This is a genomic window from Rheinheimera aquimaris, assembly GCF_020531985.1.
Lineage (GTDB): Bacteria > Pseudomonadota > Gammaproteobacteria > Enterobacterales > Alteromonadaceae > Alishewanella > Alishewanella aquimaris.
In genome coordinates this window covers 365,337-381,876 of sequence record NZ_JAJAVQ010000002.1, presented here as the reverse complement: position 1 = coordinate 381,876, position 16,540 = coordinate 365,337, and the positions used below count along the sequence as shown (strand labels likewise).

Sequence of the window (16,540 nt, the reverse complement as noted above, 5' to 3'; positions counted from 1 at the left end):
TATATCGAGTAATATAAAAACACCTCAGCGCAGTGAAATGCTGAGGTGTTTTTATTAGCGGTCAGCCTGTTAAAGTTAAGCTGATATGCGGTTTAGCCCAACCAAGGCTGACTGGCTTTGCGGCTTCGCTCGTAATCGGCAATTTGCGGGTTTAGCAGCTCGCTTGAGCCGATAAAATCCAAGCCCGATAACAGGCGTTGTTTAATATCAGCGTCGATATTAAAGCCCATAGCGGCGTTGTTACCGAACAGTATTTCCTGGCTTTGTAAGTCGATTTGCCACTGCTGCGGGCCTTGCGCGCAGCGGTTAAACAGCAGCTCGATATTGGTTTTACTTAGCTGAATTAACAACATGCCGTTATTGACGCTGTTGTTAAAGAAAATATCGGCGAAGCTTTCTGCGATAATGACATTAAAACCGTATTGCTTAATAGCCCAGGGCGCGTGCTCGCGGCTGGAGCCGCAGCCAAAGTTGGCGCGGGTTAATAAAATGCTTGCGCTCTGATACTCCGGTTTGTTTACAACAAAGTCGGGGTTAGGCGTACCGTCAGCTAAATAACGCCAGTCGTAAAACATCGCCTGCGCAAAACCATCCCGGCTGACGCTGGTTAAAAATTGCTTCGGGATGATCTGATCAGTATCAACGTTGTTTTTATCCAGCGGGCAGACTAAGCCCTGTGCAAAAATCTGGCTCATGCCCGGTCTCCTTTTTCATTCACTGCGGCAATGTTAACAAACTTACCGGCGATAGCGGCAGCAGCGGCCATGGCCGGGCTAACCAGGTGGGTGCGTGCACCTCGGCCTTGGCGGCCTTCAAAATTACGGTTACTGGTAGAAGCACAGCGCTGGCCGGCGTCTACTCTGTCGTCGTTCATGCCCAGGCACATACTGCAGCCTGGCTCACGCCACTCAAAACCGGCGTCTTTAAAAATACCGGCTAAACCTTCGGCTTCGGCCTGGCGTTTTACCACGCCCGAGCCCGGCACCACCAGGGCGCGCACACCTGCTGCGACTTTTTTGCCCTGCACAACACTTGCTGCGGCGCGTAAGTCTTCAATCCGGCTGTTGGTGCAGCTGCCTATAAACACCACATCAACTTTACAGTCGGTCAGCTTTTGCCCCGGCTGCAGCCCCATATAAGCCAGCGCCCGCTCGGCGGCGTCGCGCTTAGTTGCATCACTGAAACTGTCTGGTGCCGGCACCGCCTGATCTACTGCAATAACCTGCTCCGGGTTGGTACCCCAGGTAATTTGCGGCGTAATGCTGGCAGCATCAATTTCTACCACCTTGTCAAACACCGCATCAGCATCTGAGTAAAGGCTTTGCCAGTACTGCACTGCAGCATCCCAATGCTCTGCCGCCGGCGCATGCGCTTTACCTTTGATGTAATCAAAGGTGATTTGGTCTGGTGCAATCAGGCCGGCTTTGGCGCCCATTTCAATGCTCATGTTGCACAGTGTCATGCGCCCTTCCATGCTCATCGCACGAATGGCACTACCACAAAATTCGGCCACATAGCCATTACCACCGGCGGTACCTAACTTGCCAATTACGGCCAAAATCACGTCTTTTGGCGTGACATGAGCACTCAGCTCGCCATTGATCTCAACTTTTAACGTTTTCGCCTGCTGCTGCGGCAGCGTTTGTGTGGCCAGTACATGCTCCACCTCTGAAGTACCGATACCAAAGGCCAGCGCACCAAAGGCGCCGTGGGTAGAGGTATGCGAGTCACCACACACGATAATCATACCCGGCTGGGTTAAGCCCTGCTCCGGGCCGATAACGTGCACTATGCCCTGATCCGGGTGGGTTAAATCCAGCAGTGGAATGCGGTTTTCGGCACAGTTTGCCGCTAACGCTTCTAACTGCTTGCGCGATGTCTCGCCGGCAGCGTCCAGGCTGCGGCGCTGGGTAGACACGTTGTGATCCATCGTCGCGAAGGTTAAATCTGGCCGGCGTACCTTGCGGTTGGCCAGTTTTAAACCAGAGAATGCCTGCGGCGAGGTTACTTCGTGAATTAAATGCCGGTCGACATACAACAGATCGGTGCTGGGGTTTAATTTACCCACCACATGGCTGGCATAAATTTTCTGAAATAAGGTTTGTGAAGTAGCCTGGCTCATTAATGAGTCTCCTGCCGCAAAGTGGCAACAATAGCAGCGCCAACCGCTGCCGTGCCGTAAGTCGATTTGGGGTTAATGTCGCGTGTAACAATGTGCTGCTCTAAGCAGTGCTGTACTGCCCGCTCAATGGCGCAGGCGGCCTGTTCTTCGCCAAAGCTGTAGCGCAGCATCAGCGCTGCACTTAAAATTTGTGCTATCGGGTTGGCAATGCCCTGACCTGCGATATCCGGTGCACTGCCACCGGCTGGCTCATACAGGCCAAAACCGCTGCCATTTAAACTGGCTGACGGCAGCAGACCCAAGCTACCGGCAATGGCAGCGATTTCGTCCGATAAAATATCGCCAAACAGGTTGTCACACAGCAGCACATCAAACTGCTGCGGACTGCGGATCAGCTGCATCGCGGCGTTATCTATATACATATGCTCCAGCGCCACATCAGGGTAGTCTTTTGCTACCTGCTCAACCGTCTGCCGCCACAAGATACTGGTTTGCAACACATTGGCTTTATCGATAGAGGTGACTTTCTTGCCGCGCTTTTGCGCTGCTTCAAACGCCACCCTGGCAATACGGGTCACCTCTGGCACGCTGTAGCGCTGAGTATCAAAAGCGTCGTTGTCGTTACGGCCTTTTTCACCAAAATAAATACCGCCGGTCAGCTCGCGCACACACAATACGTCCATACCCAGGCTGCTGACACGCGGATGTAGCGGCGATAAATCGGCAAAGGCCGGGTAGATCTGACCCGGGCGCAGGTTGCAGAATAAATCGAAGGTTTTTCTAAGCGGCAGTAACGAGCCGCGTTCGGGCTGTTTATCCGGTGGCAAGCCGGTCCATTTGGGCCCACCGACCGAGCCGAATAAAATAGCATCGCTTTTTTTACACAGCTCTAAGGTGCTGGCGGGCAACGGCTCGCCGGTGGCATCCAACGCCGCACCGCCAACTAAAGCCGGAGTTAATGTCAGGCCAAAACCGAACTTATCGGCCACAACCTGCAGCACTTTTTCCGCCTCGGCCATCACTTCCGGGCCGATACCATCGCCGGCCAGTACTGCTACCTTATACTGCTTTATCATTGCTGTTCACCTGCTGCTATTTTTGTTGTGGTTTGCCGTGCGTGTTTATGGGCGTCAATGGTTTGCGCGCGTTGGATCATATTCAGCACATGCACATAGGCCAGTACTGAGCTGCGCACTATGTCGGTGGCCAAACCGGCACCATGGAAACGGCGGCCTTCATGCTCGGCAATAATATCGACCTGGCCCAGCGCATCTTCGCCGCTACCTTTGGCCTGTAAGTTAAAATCGACCATCTTGATATCCAGCTTGCTGATGCGGGCAATGGCACTGAATGCCGCTTCAACCGGACCATTGCCGGTAGCGGCTTCGGTAAAGACCTTATCGCCGCAGCGCAGGCCAACAGTGGCACTTGCTACATGGCCGGTATGGGTAGATGAGCTTAAAAACTCCAGTGCGTAATAATCGTTTTGCTCCTGCATGTTTTCAAAAAACACCAGAGCTTCTAAGTCATAATCAAACACGCGGCCTTTTTGGTCAGCCAGCGCAACGAAGCTTTTGTATACCGCTTCTAAGTCATAGTCACCGTTGGTGTAACCCAGCTCGGCTAAGCGGTGCTGAATAACATGCCGGCCCGAGCGCGAGGTCAAGTTCAGTTCATTCTGCCGGATGCCGACTTGCTCCGGCGCCATAATTTCGTAAGTGTTTTGCGCTTTTAATACTCCGTCCTGATGAATGCCGGAGCTATGCGCAAAGGCGTTTTCACCGACAATGGCTTTGTTCGGTTGGATCGGCATATTGCAGATTTGGCTAACCAAGTGAGAGCTACGGTAGATCTCGGTGGTTTTGATATCGCTATATAGCGGCGCTAATACATCTTTGCGGGTGTTGATAATCATCGCCACCTCTTCCAGCGAGCAGTTACCGGCACGCTCACCTATACCGTTGACGGTACATTCAATTTGCCGGGCACCGGCCTGTATCGCGCTGATGCTATTGGCGACCGCTAACCCCAAATCGTTATGGCAGTGCACGCTTAAGCGGGCTTTATCGATATTCGGCACCTTGTTGCGTAAGGTGCTGATAATGGCCGCAAACTCGTTCGGAATGGTATAACCGACAGTGTCCGGAATATTAATGGTGGTGGCACCGGCGGCAATGGCGCGCTCGACAATCCAGCATAAATCATCAATTGGTGTGCGGCCGGCATCTTCACAGGAAAACTCGATGTCGTCGGTATAGCGGCTGGCCAGTTTAATGGCGGCAACGGCCTGCTCACTGGCCTGCGCCAGCGTTTTACGCAGTTTGTATTGTAAGTGCAGCGGTGAAGTGGCAATAAAGGTATGAATACGGCGGCGCTCTGCGTCTTTTAACGCTTCGCCACAGGCTTCGATATCGGCGCTGACAGCGCGGGCCAGGCCGCAGATAATAGGGCCTTTTACCTCACGCGCGATACGCTGCACTGAGTCAAAATCGCCGGGGCTGGATACCGGAAAGCCGACTTCCATCACATCGACATTCAGCCGCGCTATCGCATGCGCCAGCTGAATTTTTTGTTTCTGGCTTAAGCTAGCACGCAGTGCCTGCTCGCCGTCGCGTAAGGTGGTGTCGAAGATCCAGATTTTATTATCACCGCTCATTTTGTGTTTCCTGTTCCGTTGTTCGGTTTAGGTGGCAACTTTTGGCGGGGCGTAAAATGCAAAAAACCCCGGCCAGTGGCACGGGGTTTTAGCGTTATCGGTTCGTTACGTTTTTACCAATAAGCAGCACCCCGCGCGCCGGTGAGGAGCACGAGGAGGCTAATTGTAGAAACGCGACGGTTAAAATTCATTGATTGCTCGGTTTGGTTACTTGGTTAGCAAAACGCCAATAGTAATAGCATGGTTATTTTTTATCTGCAACAGTATAGATGGCTAAATGGCAAAAAACTTTTGCTGACTTCACAAATGCTTCAGCCGGTTTACCCACACCCACACGCCGTAAATACATCCCTGTAGGCTCGTTTCCGCCCATCCAGGGCTTCAACGGTGGGCTTAGGGTAAACCGGCTTACGTGTTCCAAATAGTTAGAAATGCGCTTTTACCAATAAGTTTACGTTTGACTCATCGGTGCGAAACGCTGGGCTGTCGGCTATGCCATATTTGTTGCGCCAGTACACATACTCTACGCCGACATAGAGTTTGCTTTTCATATTCAGCAGCGGATGCAGCGCCCATTTTAACTGCGAGGTCATATTCATACTGGCACTTTGATCTGCAGTGGCACTGCTCCAGTCCAGAAAGCCATCATACAAAAACTGCAGTTCGCCCAGGCTGAACGGGATGGCCCAGGTGGTGGTCAGCTGCCAGTTGTCGGCAACGCCGTCGTTATTACGCCGGTAGAAGTTAAGGTTAAAGTAATTAAACCCCGGCACGCTTAAGTCGGTCGCCACACCATAGAGAAAATTGGTTTGCAGCGATGACATCTCTATCGTGCTGGTAAACAGCACATCTTTAACGATGCCATATTTCAGTTCAGTATTACTTAGCTTACCCAGGCTAAGCCTTGGCGACCACTCGGCATAATTGCTGCGCCCGCCATTATCAGCGCGCAGGTGATCGAAGAAGAAAAAGCTATCTCCCCAGCTGGTACCTGCCGCATGCTCAAATGTCAGCACCTGTTTATCCGGCCCGTCTACCCGGTAGTTGCTACCATTTAAATACGTGACGCTGACATCCTGCCACAGCACTTCGGCCTGCAGTGGCAGGCTGCATCCGGCGCACAGGCCAGCTAAAATCAATGCTTTCATCTTTTACACCTTAAACTGGGTAACCAGTGCCCGTAGTTGCTCGGCGCGCTGCTGCAATAAACTGATCGCTTTAAGCTGCTGTTCGGCATTGTGGTGAATGCTGGCGGCACTGTCGGAAATTAAATGCGCCGACTCATTAATATGCTCGACCACTGTGCCCTGCTCTTCTGTTGCCGCAGCAACCTGATGGTTACCACTGCTTATCGCTTCAAACTTCTGCTTAATATTGATAAGGGCGGCAACAGAGTGCTCGGTGTTCTCTGCCACCTGTTGGCTGCTTACTGTACCTTCGCGAATCGCCGCAGTAGATTGCTGCGCCGTTTGTTGCAACTGGGCTATCTGATCACGTATTTCCAGTGTGGACTCCTGCGTGCGTTTGGCCAGATTACGCACTTCATCGGCGACAACCGCGAACCCCCGGCCCTGCTCACCGGCACGGGCCGCCTCAATAGCAGCATTCAGCGCCAGTAGGTTGGTTTGTTCAGAAATCGCGTTAATCACTTCCACTACCGAGTTAATTTGCGACGCCTGCTGAGCAAAATCGACAATGGTTTTTTCAATATCGCCCATTACACTATTGAGCTGCTGCATGGTACGTGACGTCAGGGCCATATTGTCGTTGGTTTTATGCGTGTCCTGCACCGCGGCTTCGGTGTCTTGCGCGGTATGGTGGGCTATGCCGGATACCTCCGAGATCGTCTGGCCCATTTCGGTTATTGCTGTAGCAACCTGGTCGGTTTGCGCGCGTTGCAATTCAGTCGAGTGAAAGGTGTCGTTTGCCAGTTGCGCTAACTGCTCGATACCGGTTTTCATCGCGGTTTCGGTTTGCTGAATTTCGGCTACCAGTTCACGGATTTTACCAATAATGGCATTAAAGCCTTTTGCCAGATGCCCCAGCTCATTGTCATAGCTGTCATCAAGCCGCTTGGTTAAGTCACCGCCATCGCCCGACATTTGCAGCAAATTTTCGCCAACCTGGCGGATAGAGTTACTCAGTGAATTGGCAAACAGCACTGTCAGCGCAATAAACACGGCAGCCAATACGATACTGGCAATGACCGAGAACGAGATCACGCTGTTAATGGCGCTGCTGATTTCAGCTGAGGGTAACACTGCCACCAGTTTCAGCCCGGTATCACGGATATCCTGCACGCCGACATAAACCTGCTCGTCATATAATTGCACCTGTTGCAGGCTAAAACCGGTGTTGTGCTGCGTAATTTGTTGCGCCACGGCCTGGTACTGCGGTAGTTGCTGAATGTTTTTCCGCGCCAGTGACAAATCGCGGTGCACCACTATCATGCCATTGGCATCAACCAGAAACAGAAAGCCATTCTGCCCCAGCTTATAGCCCGACACCAGGCTGGCAATAGCCGACACATCATAACCCAGCCCGGCAACGCCAGCGCGCTTGCCATCAACAGTCACCGCCGCATTAACAAACAGCGTCAGCTTACCGCTGCGCTCATCTGCATCTATCGCCAGCTCGCGCTTTGCATTGCTGTTAAGAAAGGTAAAAAACCAGCTGTCGCGTGGTTCAGCTGCCGAAATGGTTTTAAATACCCCTGCTTCGGTGTAGTAGGTTTTACTGAAATCCGACACCCAGAATAAGGTTGAGGCACCGGCGTTCTGCTGCTGTTTTTTAAAATATGCCAGCACCTGTTCATGATTAGGCGCTGCCGTTTCGCCGGCTCGCATCCAATCGTGCAGCAAGCTGTTCGCTGCCAGATTTTCTGACAAGGTAATAGGGTACATCAGCTCAGACCGCACCTGCTCACTGATACGGCCTACAGTATTGGGCAGATATTCGCTTTCTGTCTGGCCATAATACAAACCGGAAAACTGATTAATATTAATCAGCGTGGCGACCAGCGTTAGCAGTGCCAGCGCCAGTGCGACAAAAGCGATAAATACAGTGCGCAGTTTAAATCTTTGCATATTGTCTCCGTGATATGCGTGCTGAGATACAAGCCGGAACAGTAAAGCGACGTTATTCAGTAAACACTTAAATACGGTGTGCAAAAATAAGCATAGCAGCGCAGTTCAATAAAGCTTTGAAATATAAGTAACAAAAATGGTGTGATTTTGGTTAACAGTGCTACCGAAAGCAGAAAATAGCTTGCATAAAGTTGCAGGGTTACTTAAGATGCGCGCCGTCTTACCAAGCGCGTTCGCGCCAACGACTCTGCCCGGGTGGTGAAATCGGTAGACACAAGGGATTTAAAATCCCTCGGGGGAAACCCCGTGCCGGTTCAAGTCCGGCCCCGGGCACCATTTTACCTGTCTGATTTATTTTCCGTAATGCCTGGCTATAACCTGATTCTGGCAATATCACGTGCTGGCGGGCTGCCAAACATGCGCGCATATTCGCGGCTGAATTGCGACGGGCTTTCGTAGCCAACCTCATATGCTGTGCTGGCCGCATCCAGATGCTGCGCAATCATCAAACTACGCGCTTCGACCAACCGCACTGACTTCTGAAACTGCAACGGGCTCATATTGGTTACCGCTTTAAAATGGGCATGAAAAGACGACACGCTCATTCCGGCCATCGCCGCCAGTTCCTCTATGGTAACGGTTTGATCGTAGTCACGGCGTAATTTCTGAATAGCAACCGAGATGCGCTGAGTTGGCGTGCCTTTTAATGAGATCTGTGCGATTTCTTTGCCGTAGTTGCTACGCAGCATACGATAGTGCATCTCGCGGACCAGGCTTTCGCCCAGTACCGGAATATCGTCTGGCACTTGCATTAATGTTAATAAACGCATCAGGCTATCGCCCATTTGTGGGTCAACCTGGCCGATAAACAAACCACTTTCAGCTTTACGGTTTGCCACGGCCAAATGTTCCATCTGCAGCAGTAATTCTGACAGTAGCCTGACATCAATATTAATCTGGATAACATAATACGGCTGCGGCTCTGATGCCTCTACCACGGTACCAAGAATAGGTAAGTCGACCGAGGCCACCAGAAACTCCAGTTCGCCGTAACTTAGCATATCGGCGCCAAGCAATACGTTTTTGCGGCCCTGCACAATAATACACAGACAAGGCTCATACACTGCCGGCATCGTGATCTGGGTGCGGCTAACCTTATAGCAAAATACGTTGGGGATGGCGGTGATGTTTAAGCCTTCATTAACAGCCACCTGCTGCACCAGCTGCAACAATTGCTGTTTCAATAAACCTTCATTCATCTGGCTTACCACTCAAGTTGGATAATCAGGCAATCATAGCGTATCTTTGGGTATCCATAACAGTCCTTCATCCTTTTAACATAACAGGCATCGGGTTAGCCCGTATTAAAGCAGCAGTATTTCCTGTATCTACGAAGGAGTTTTGTTATGACCATGACTAAATCTAAAGTTGTTCTGATCACCGGCGCCAGCAGCGGTATTGGCGAGACCACTGCCGAAGTGCTGGCTAAAGCCGGGCACACTGTACTGGTGGCGGCACGACGCACCGACCGGCTTGAAACATTAACCCAGAGAATTAAGCAATCTGGTGGTAAAGCGAAAGCCTATACGCTTGATGTCACATCACGCGAAAACTTTAAGGCGGTAGTAGCGGCTGCCAGCGAAGAGTTCGGCCCGGTGGATGTTTTGGTGAACAACGCCGGCTTGATGCCGCTGTCACCGATGGCGGCGCTGAAAGCCGATGAGTGGGACCGGATGATAGACGTCAACATTAAAGGTGTTCTGAACGGCATTGAATCTGTGCTCAGCGTGATGGAGCAACGTGGCGGCCATATAATCAATACTGCCTCTATAGTTGCACACACTGTATTTCCGACCGCTGCAGTGTACTGCGGTACCAAGTTCGCAGTGCGTGCAATTTCTAATGGCCTGCGTATGGAGACAAAGAAGGTAAGGGTTACCACTATTTCGCCGGGCGTAGTAGAAAGCGAGTTGGCGCATACCACTACCGACAGCGCAACCAAGGCCTGGCTGGAAGATTTTCGTCAGGTAGCGCTGAAGCCTGACGCGATAGCAAATGCCATTGCCTACGCGATAGCACAACCGGACGATGTAAATGTCGATGAAATGATTATCCAGCCTACACAATCGGCCTATTAAGAGCGCCGTTTAAGCCAGATTAAAACCCCGGCCGCGTCATGCGCACCGGGGTTTTCGTCACGAGTTGCTGTAGTAGTTTTACAGCGCCAGCTCCAGTATCTGCCTTGCTTTAGCTAAATCGATATCACCGTGTTCACCTAACGCCGTCATACCATTACGCTCCAGGTTAGCGATAAGTTTATCGATATCGGCTGCGCCCAAGTTGTAATCTGACAGCCGGGTTTTCACACCCATATGCTCGAAAAAGTCCTGCGTGGCTTTAATGGTTTTATCGATCACATCGTCGGCGTTGCCACTGTTTATGGCAAAAACACGCTGGCCAAACTGTAGCAGCTTCTGTCGTTTTTGCTCACGCTGCGCATACATCAGCGCTGGTAACACTATTGCCAGTGTCTGCGCATGATCCAGACCAAACAGTGCTGTCAGCTCGTGGCCAATCATATGGGTGGCCCAGTCCTGCGGTACGCCTTTGCCAATTAACCCGTTAAGTGCCATGGTAGCGGCCCACATCACATTGGCGCGTACATCATAGTCTTGCGGCGTAGCAAGCGCTTTTGGCCCTTCGCTAATCAGGGTTTGCAAAATACCTTCAGCAAAGCGGTCTTGCAGTGGTGCGTTTACCGGATAGGTCAGGTACTGCTCAATCACATGCACAAATGCATCCACTACGCCGTTGCCGACCTGCTTTACTGGCAGCGAGTAAGTGTATACCGGGTCCAGTACCGCAAATACCGGTTGCACCAGGTCGGAACCAAAGGCGCGTTTTTGCGCGGTTGCTTTGTTGGTCACCACAGAGTTGCCATTGCTTTCAGAACCGGTAGCCGGCAACGTCAGTACTGCACCTATTGGCAGCGCCGAAGTAAAAGCAGCGCCTTTAGCCAGAATATCCCACGGTTCGCCATCAAAGTTTGCCGCTGCAGCAATAAACTTGGCACCATCAATCACGCTACCACCACCCACAGCCAGAATAAAATTCAGCTGTTTACTGCGCACCAGCTCTACTGCCTGCATCAGGGTTTCCAGTGTTGGGTTAGGTTCTACGCCGGAAAACTCTTCGTACTGGATGCCATTTAACAGCGTCAGCACATCATCGTACACGCCGTTACGTTTAATCGAACCGCCGCCGTACAACAGTAATACCTGGGCGTCTTGCGGTAAACGGCTTTTGGCCTCTTTAATCTGGCCTTTACCAAACAGAATTTCGGTTTGGTTTTTAAAGGTAAAGTTCAGCATAACAACTCCTATCGTATCGGTTCACAGCATTATTCGGTGGCAGTTGCCAGTTTATCTAACATCGCAGCAGCCAGGGCTTTATCGGAGAACGGGTTTTGCCCGGTAATCAGTTCACGATCTACCACCACATTCGGTGTCCAGGCTTCACTGTATTGCATATTGCCACCGGCCTGTTGCATGGCTTTGCCAGGGTAATACTGCAACTTGTCACCCTTTAACGATGTCTCAAATACCGTTTCTTCTACATCTGAGAAAATGGTCATTTTGTAGCCTTGGTAAATCCACTTGCTGGCCACAGGTGTTTTTTGCTGTACCAGTGCCTGCTGGTATTGCTGCGGATTCTGCTGGGCAGACAGCAGCGCTATCGGGCCATGGCAAATCGCCGCCGTGGGTTTAGCCTGTGCATTAAAATGCGTCAGTATAGTACCAACCTGCGGGTTATTGGCTAAATCAATCAGCGGCGCATGGCCACCGGGGATAAATACCGCTTCATATTGTGCCAGGCCACCGTCGATCACCTCCTGCAATGACAAAGTGTCGTCGATACCAGGAAGCTCCGCTATCACCTGCTGAATACGTTGCATTTCTGCTTCACTGCCACCGAAATACTGCGCTGTGACAGATTTCTCATCCACTGCAGGCGCATTACCTTTGGGTGTGGCCAGTACCAGTTCATAACCTGCCTGCAAAAACGCATCCGCCGGCACGCCAAATTCATTCAGGTAGTAACCGGTACTTAGCGTTTTGCCGTCCTGCAGCTGCATCTGGCTTTCGCTGGATAACAGTACCAGGATCTGACCTTTACTGGTTTCGGCCTGAGCAACCTGACCCAGGCTGCTTAATACTGCCACCGCTAAAAGTGTTTGCTTAAACATCCTATCCTCACTTGTCTGTTGTTAAGCTGCCCGTTGCAGCATCAGATGACACAAGCTTAGGCGGTTTCGCTTGCGATGAGAATTCAGCGCTTTTATGATCAGCCATCATATTTCTGATGGCTTATTGTAATGTCATACTTTGTTCAGCTCCGCACTTTTGTCGAAGTTTACCGCTGCCGCACTATCACCAAAGCTGCTGCCAATTTGGGGCTATCCCAACCCGCTGCTACGGCCCATATTCAAAGTATTGAATCGCTGATAGGGGTGGAGCTGTTTGAGCGCAAGGCACGTGGTGTTGAGCCCACAGCGGCTGCGCACGATTTAGCACTGCAGGTGTCAACACATCTGGATGCGGTAGAACAAAAGCTGGCATCAGTGCGTAACCGCAGTAAAGCTGTATACGGCACATTAAACATCGCCGGGCCGGCAGAGTACATCAGCCATATTGCCGGGGCACAGTTTGCCAACTTGCTGCAGGCCGGCGAAGTGAATCTGGTGGTGCATATTGGCAACAAAGAGCGGATTTATCAGCTGCTGACCGAAGGCACTGCAGAGCTGGCTATTACTGCCTCAACACCCGATCCTGAAGCATTTGACTATCAGATTATTGATAGTGAACGGCTGATGCTGGTGGCAAACCGCTTTACCGGTACACAGCTGCAGCAGTTGCCTGTTAGCGCCGAGCAACTGGCGCTGTATCCGGTCGTCAGCTACGACAGCACGCTACCGCTTATCCGGCAATATTTTAATGCCGTGTTTAATCAAAGCTGCCAGTCACCGATCGCGGCCATCTGCCCCGACATCAGGGCGATTGCCGGTATTGTTAAAGCCGGTGTTGGCTACAGCGTATTGCCGGATTACCTGTGCCGCGATGGTATTAAAAGCGGCGAACTGGTACGTTTAGGCGCAGCCGGCCCGGAAAACGTGATTTACCTGGTCTGGCGTAAAGGGGCACTGAAACACCCCCGTGTCAGCTACGCCAAAGATATTCTGATGGCCTTTGCCAATATCAATAAATATGCCGCCGATACGGCTGGCTGAGCCTCACCACAGCGCTTTACTAACGAATCAGATGCCACTGTGTTTGCCGGCCCGCCAGATAGATCACCTGTTTGCCATCAAAGTAAGCGCTTTGCTCCAGCTTTATCTGTATCAGCTGGTTTTGCCACTCTGGCACCACCTGCTTAATATTGCCTTCAATGGCATAAGCGGTGTTGGCATATACCGGCCAGTCACCCTGCACCGCTGTCGGGCCCTGATTATCCCACATGCCTATGGTTGGCCCCGGTGCATGACCGACAAAACCCAACGCATGGGTGTAGGTGCTGTGGTTAATCTTCGCTTTCGCCGCAGCTTTATGGGTCGCAGCCAGCACCTCGTTGCCAGTGCGGCCAGCCCGGAATTCGTTGGTTAACAGATCCTGCCAGCGGTTGCCGGTGGCCAGTGCTTGTTTTAACCCTGCAGGCACATCAGACTCACCATTTTTCAATACATAGGCCATTTCCTGGGTATCAGTACAGAGTTTCAGATAACAAATTCCGACGTCGGTATGCAGCGCATCGCCACGCTGAATAATGCCACTGCTGCCGCAAAACGGGCTGTCGGCCTGACAACTTGTGCCTGCACGCTGTAAACTGACCGAGGGCGTAAACCATACCGGCAAATCCAGCTGCTCAAAGCGCTCGCGGATATACCAAACCACATCGTCAGTGGTTGTTACCCCGGGCGTGATCACCTTATTACTGAACGCTTCGGCGATTACGCCTCTGGCCAGCCCCACCACCTGCGGATATAGCTGCAACTCACTGGCAGTGCGCTGCTCGAACCAGCGGATCACTAATTTCTCGGCGCTGACCAGCCGCGGCTGATACTCAGCTGGCAATACCTTAAGCAGCTGCTGATGCAAACCTGAAGTTAAGCCATCCGCTACCGGCCAGTGCTCAGATACGTTAATACCAATTTGCTTAGGCGAGCGCTTTACAATTTCTGCTGCCAGTGCCTGCCACTGCGCCGCTAAATCGCCACCAGACCAGGCAGACTCATAGGGCGCCCCAAGCGGATAACGGTTGACCGATAACTTCTCCAGGCTGCCATCGGCTTTGCGGCTAAACAGCAACATAGTGGTGCGCCTGGCGGCAAACGTCGGCTGAGGTACCAGCGTAAAGTACACCGGATCTTCGGCGTACTCACGGTTAACCACCAGCCACATATCCAAGCCCGCTTCTGCCATCAACTGCGGCAGCAACTGCTCGAGCCGCTCAGTTAACATTTGATTTTCCGGCGCGACCCGCTGGCGGGGGCTCAGCACCTGAAACTCGCTGGCAGAAAGAAGCTGACGCCCCTGAGCAAAAGTATCGGTTTTGGCTAGCAGGTTGCTGGTCAAAAATGCACAGGCTATAGCCAGCAAGGTGGGGAAGGATTTCATTGCAGTTCCTTTAGCATTGTTGTTCTGATTATTGCTTTGTTTTAAGCCAGTTAAACCGCTTAAGCAAGCAAACAGAGGGTGAATATGACAGTAAAGCCACGAATAGCACTGAATTTGCGATACACTTAACGGCAGTGAACTGCCAAGGAGTTGTTATGCCGCGTTATTCTGCTGAATTTATCAAAGAGATGCCTAAATCCGACCTCCACTTGCATCTGGATGGCAGCTTGCGGCTCGAAAGCCTGATTGAAATGGCCAAACGTACCGGTACTAAACTGCCTGCCGATACCGTAGAAGGGCTTAAACAGCTGGTATTTAAAGATAAATACCACAATCTGGGCGAATATTTACACTGCTTTCAGTACACCTGTGCCGTACTGCGTGATATGGAGAACCTGGAGCGAGCTGCCTATGAGCTGGCCATTGATAACCAACTGGAAGGCGTAAACTACATCGAAGTGCGTTTTGCCCCGCAACTGCTTATCGACTTACCCAATGGCATCGATTTCGACCGCGTCATGCATGCCGTTAATAATGGTTTAAAACGCGCAATGCAGGAGTACAACCGCTCAGAACCTGTGCTTAGCGGCGCTAAGCCGCCTTTTGCCTATGGCATTATTAACTGCGCCATGCGCATGTTTGGCGACAAAGGCTTCTCGCCTTATTACACCAACCTGTTTCAGCTGATGCGTGATTTTGCACCGATGGATGTGATTAAACTGGCAGCGATGGAGCTGGTGCGGGCCAGTGTGCGGCTGCGCGATGACGAAGGTATGCCGATTGTCGGCCTGGATCTGGCAGGTCAGGAAAGCGGCTATCCGGCCAGCAAGTTTAAAGAGGTATACGAATACGCCCACCAGCATTTTTTACTGAAAACTTTACATGCCGGTGAAGCTTATGGTGCAGAGAGCGTATTTGAGGCCATTACCGAATGTTATGCCGACCGCATCGGCCATGGCTACTCCATGTTTATTCCGGAAATGATTAGCGACAACGACATTCACGACAAAGCGGCTTATATTCGTAATCTGGCATCCTATATTGCCGATAAACGCATTGCGATTGAAGTCTGCTTAACCAGCAACCTGCAAACCAATCCGGCGATCACCGATATTAAGCAGCACAAATTTAAAGACATGCTGGAAAGCCGCATTGCCACCGTAATTTGCACCGATAACCGCTTAGTATCGAACACCACTGTCAGCAAAGAGTATCAGCTGGCCCTGGATAACTTTGATATTCCGCTGAAACGGTTAAAAGATATGGTGGCATATGGCTTCAAGAAGAGCTTTTTTCCCGGCACTTATGTTGAAAAACGCGAGTATGCCAAGCAGTGTCTGGAATATTTTGATCGCGTAGCCAAAAAATATGAGTTTATATAATTAAATTCAACAACTTACACAATGTGTCGCCAAAAGCATACACTGTAAACTGTTGATAAATAACAATATCTAATTCCACCCAGATTAACTGTCGCCGAACTGCGACAGTTAATCTACACACCATGCCCCCACCGCCAGCACACCAACGATAAACTATTGATTTAAAACAGTATAAAAATAAATTCCAAACCTGGCACGACCCTTGTATTAGTTCTGGCAAGCGACGTTACAGGAGAATGTCGCAAGTGCAGGTTTCCAAGTGCCTTTGCCACATTCTCCTTCGAACTGACTGAACGCAGCACACTGATGTAAGGCTGCATTTAACGGAGGTTGTTATGGACTTATTTCTGATGGGTACAATGTTGTTCTTACTGGCTAATGTAGCTGTAGTGATCAGCATGCTGCGCCGTGTAAATCTGAACAACGACAGCGTGTTGGCTTGGGAACAGGCTCAAATGGCCGCTACCCCAACACAACCTGTTGCAGCACCGGCATTACCTGCTGCAACGGCTTACCAGCCATCTTACCTGGCCGAGGCGGCTTAAGCCGCCTGCGCCACTATCCCATGAGTTCAGCGGTTTCGCTGAATTTTTGTAAGGCCAGAACCCCACTGGCCTTTTTTT

14 protein-coding genes and 1 tRNA gene are annotated in these 16,540 nt (G+C 51.2%); 5 read left to right on the top strand and 10 right to left on the bottom strand.

The features are described from left to right. Positions 1 to 92 precede the first annotated feature (92 nt). From leuD to LHL18_RS06615, 6 genes are all read right to left on the bottom strand, one after another. Entirely contained in the window at positions 93 to 695 is a 603-nt protein-coding gene (leuD, locus tag LHL18_RS06640; RefSeq protein WP_226766302.1) for a 3-isopropylmalate dehydratase small subunit, read from the bottom strand. Further along, a complete protein-coding gene (gene leuC, locus LHL18_RS06635) occupies positions 692 to 2,122 on the bottom strand; it encodes a 3-isopropylmalate dehydratase large subunit (RefSeq protein ID WP_226766301.1) in 1,431 nt (476 codons plus the stop codon). The genes leuD and leuC overlap by 4 nt, the downstream gene beginning before the upstream one ends. After that, positions 2,122 to 3,198, bottom strand: a complete 1,077-nt coding sequence (leuB, locus tag LHL18_RS06630) for a 3-isopropylmalate dehydrogenase (protein WP_226766300.1) — start codon at positions 3,196 to 3,198, stop codon at positions 2,122 to 2,124. The genes leuC and leuB overlap by 1 nt, the downstream gene beginning before the upstream one ends. Then, the gene (gene leuA / locus LHL18_RS06625) at positions 3,195 to 4,778 is read right to left on the bottom strand and encodes a 2-isopropylmalate synthase (protein WP_226766299.1); all 1,584 of its coding nucleotides are present in this window, start codon (positions 4,776 to 4,778) and stop codon (positions 3,195 to 3,197) included. The genes leuB and leuA overlap by 4 nt, the downstream gene beginning before the upstream one ends. 425 nt (positions 4,779 to 5,203) lie before the next feature. Continuing rightward, complete coding sequence (locus LHL18_RS06620) at positions 5,204 to 5,926, bottom strand: outer membrane protein OmpK (protein WP_226766298.1); 723 nt, start codon at positions 5,924 to 5,926, stop codon at positions 5,204 to 5,206. A gap of 3 nt (positions 5,927 to 5,929) precedes the next feature. Continuing rightward, on the bottom strand, positions 5,930 to 7,864 hold the full coding sequence (locus tag LHL18_RS06615) for a methyl-accepting chemotaxis protein (protein WP_226766297.1): 1,935 nt from the start codon (positions 7,862 to 7,864) through the stop codon (positions 5,930 to 5,932). A 249-nt stretch (positions 7,865 to 8,113) separates the two neighbouring features. On the opposite strand from LHL18_RS06615, the gene LHL18_RS06610 reads away from it, so the two are divergent. Further along, a tRNA-Leu gene (locus LHL18_RS06610) sits at positions 8,114 to 8,200 on the top strand. 35 nt (positions 8,201 to 8,235) lie between these two features. Here LHL18_RS06610 and LHL18_RS06605 read toward each other — a convergent pair. Beyond that, positions 8,236 to 9,123, bottom strand: a complete 888-nt coding sequence (locus LHL18_RS06605; protein ID WP_226766296.1) for an AraC family transcriptional regulator — start codon at positions 9,121 to 9,123, stop codon at positions 8,236 to 8,238. Positions 9,124 to 9,270: 147 nt separating this feature from the next. Between LHL18_RS06605 and LHL18_RS06600 the strand changes: the two genes are divergently transcribed. Next, positions 9,271 to 10,002, top strand: coding sequence for an SDR family oxidoreductase (locus tag LHL18_RS06600; RefSeq protein ID WP_226766295.1), 732 nt, complete (start codon positions 9,271 to 9,273; stop codon positions 10,000 to 10,002). Positions 10,003 to 10,080: 78 nt separating this feature from the next. Here the strand turns inward: LHL18_RS06600 and LHL18_RS06595 are convergent, their stop codons facing one another. Together LHL18_RS06595 and LHL18_RS06590 are read right to left on the bottom strand one after the other, a co-directional pair. Then, the gene (locus tag LHL18_RS06595; RefSeq protein ID WP_226766294.1) at positions 10,081 to 11,235 is read right to left on the bottom strand and encodes an iron-containing alcohol dehydrogenase; all 1,155 of its coding nucleotides are present in this window, start codon (positions 11,233 to 11,235) and stop codon (positions 10,081 to 10,083) included. A gap of 29 nt (positions 11,236 to 11,264) precedes the next feature. Then, entirely contained in the window at positions 11,265 to 12,110 is an 846-nt protein-coding gene (locus LHL18_RS06590; protein WP_226766293.1) for a type 1 glutamine amidotransferase domain-containing protein, read from the bottom strand. A 129-nt stretch (positions 12,111 to 12,239) separates the two neighbouring features. On the opposite strand from LHL18_RS06590, the gene LHL18_RS06585 reads away from it, so the two are divergent. Then, a complete protein-coding gene (locus tag LHL18_RS06585; RefSeq protein ID WP_226766292.1) occupies positions 12,240 to 13,151 on the top strand; it encodes a LysR family transcriptional regulator in 912 nt (303 codons plus the stop codon). 19 nt (positions 13,152 to 13,170) lie between these two features. On the opposite strand, the gene LHL18_RS06580 is transcribed toward LHL18_RS06585, so the two are convergent. Beyond that, positions 13,171 to 14,535, bottom strand: coding sequence for a M24 family metallopeptidase (locus LHL18_RS06580; protein WP_226766291.1), 1,365 nt, complete (start codon positions 14,533 to 14,535; stop codon positions 13,171 to 13,173). 155 nt (positions 14,536 to 14,690) lie between these two features. Between LHL18_RS06580 and LHL18_RS06575 the strand changes: the two genes are divergently transcribed. Then, complete coding sequence (locus LHL18_RS06575; protein WP_226766290.1) at positions 14,691 to 15,917, top strand: adenosine deaminase family protein; 1,227 nt, start codon at positions 14,691 to 14,693, stop codon at positions 15,915 to 15,917. A 335-nt stretch (positions 15,918 to 16,252) separates the two neighbouring features. Next, positions 16,253 to 16,462, top strand: a complete 210-nt coding sequence (locus tag LHL18_RS06570; RefSeq protein ID WP_134053003.1) for a hypothetical protein — start codon at positions 16,253 to 16,255, stop codon at positions 16,460 to 16,462. The last annotated feature ends 78 nt before the right edge of the window (positions 16,463 to 16,540 follow it).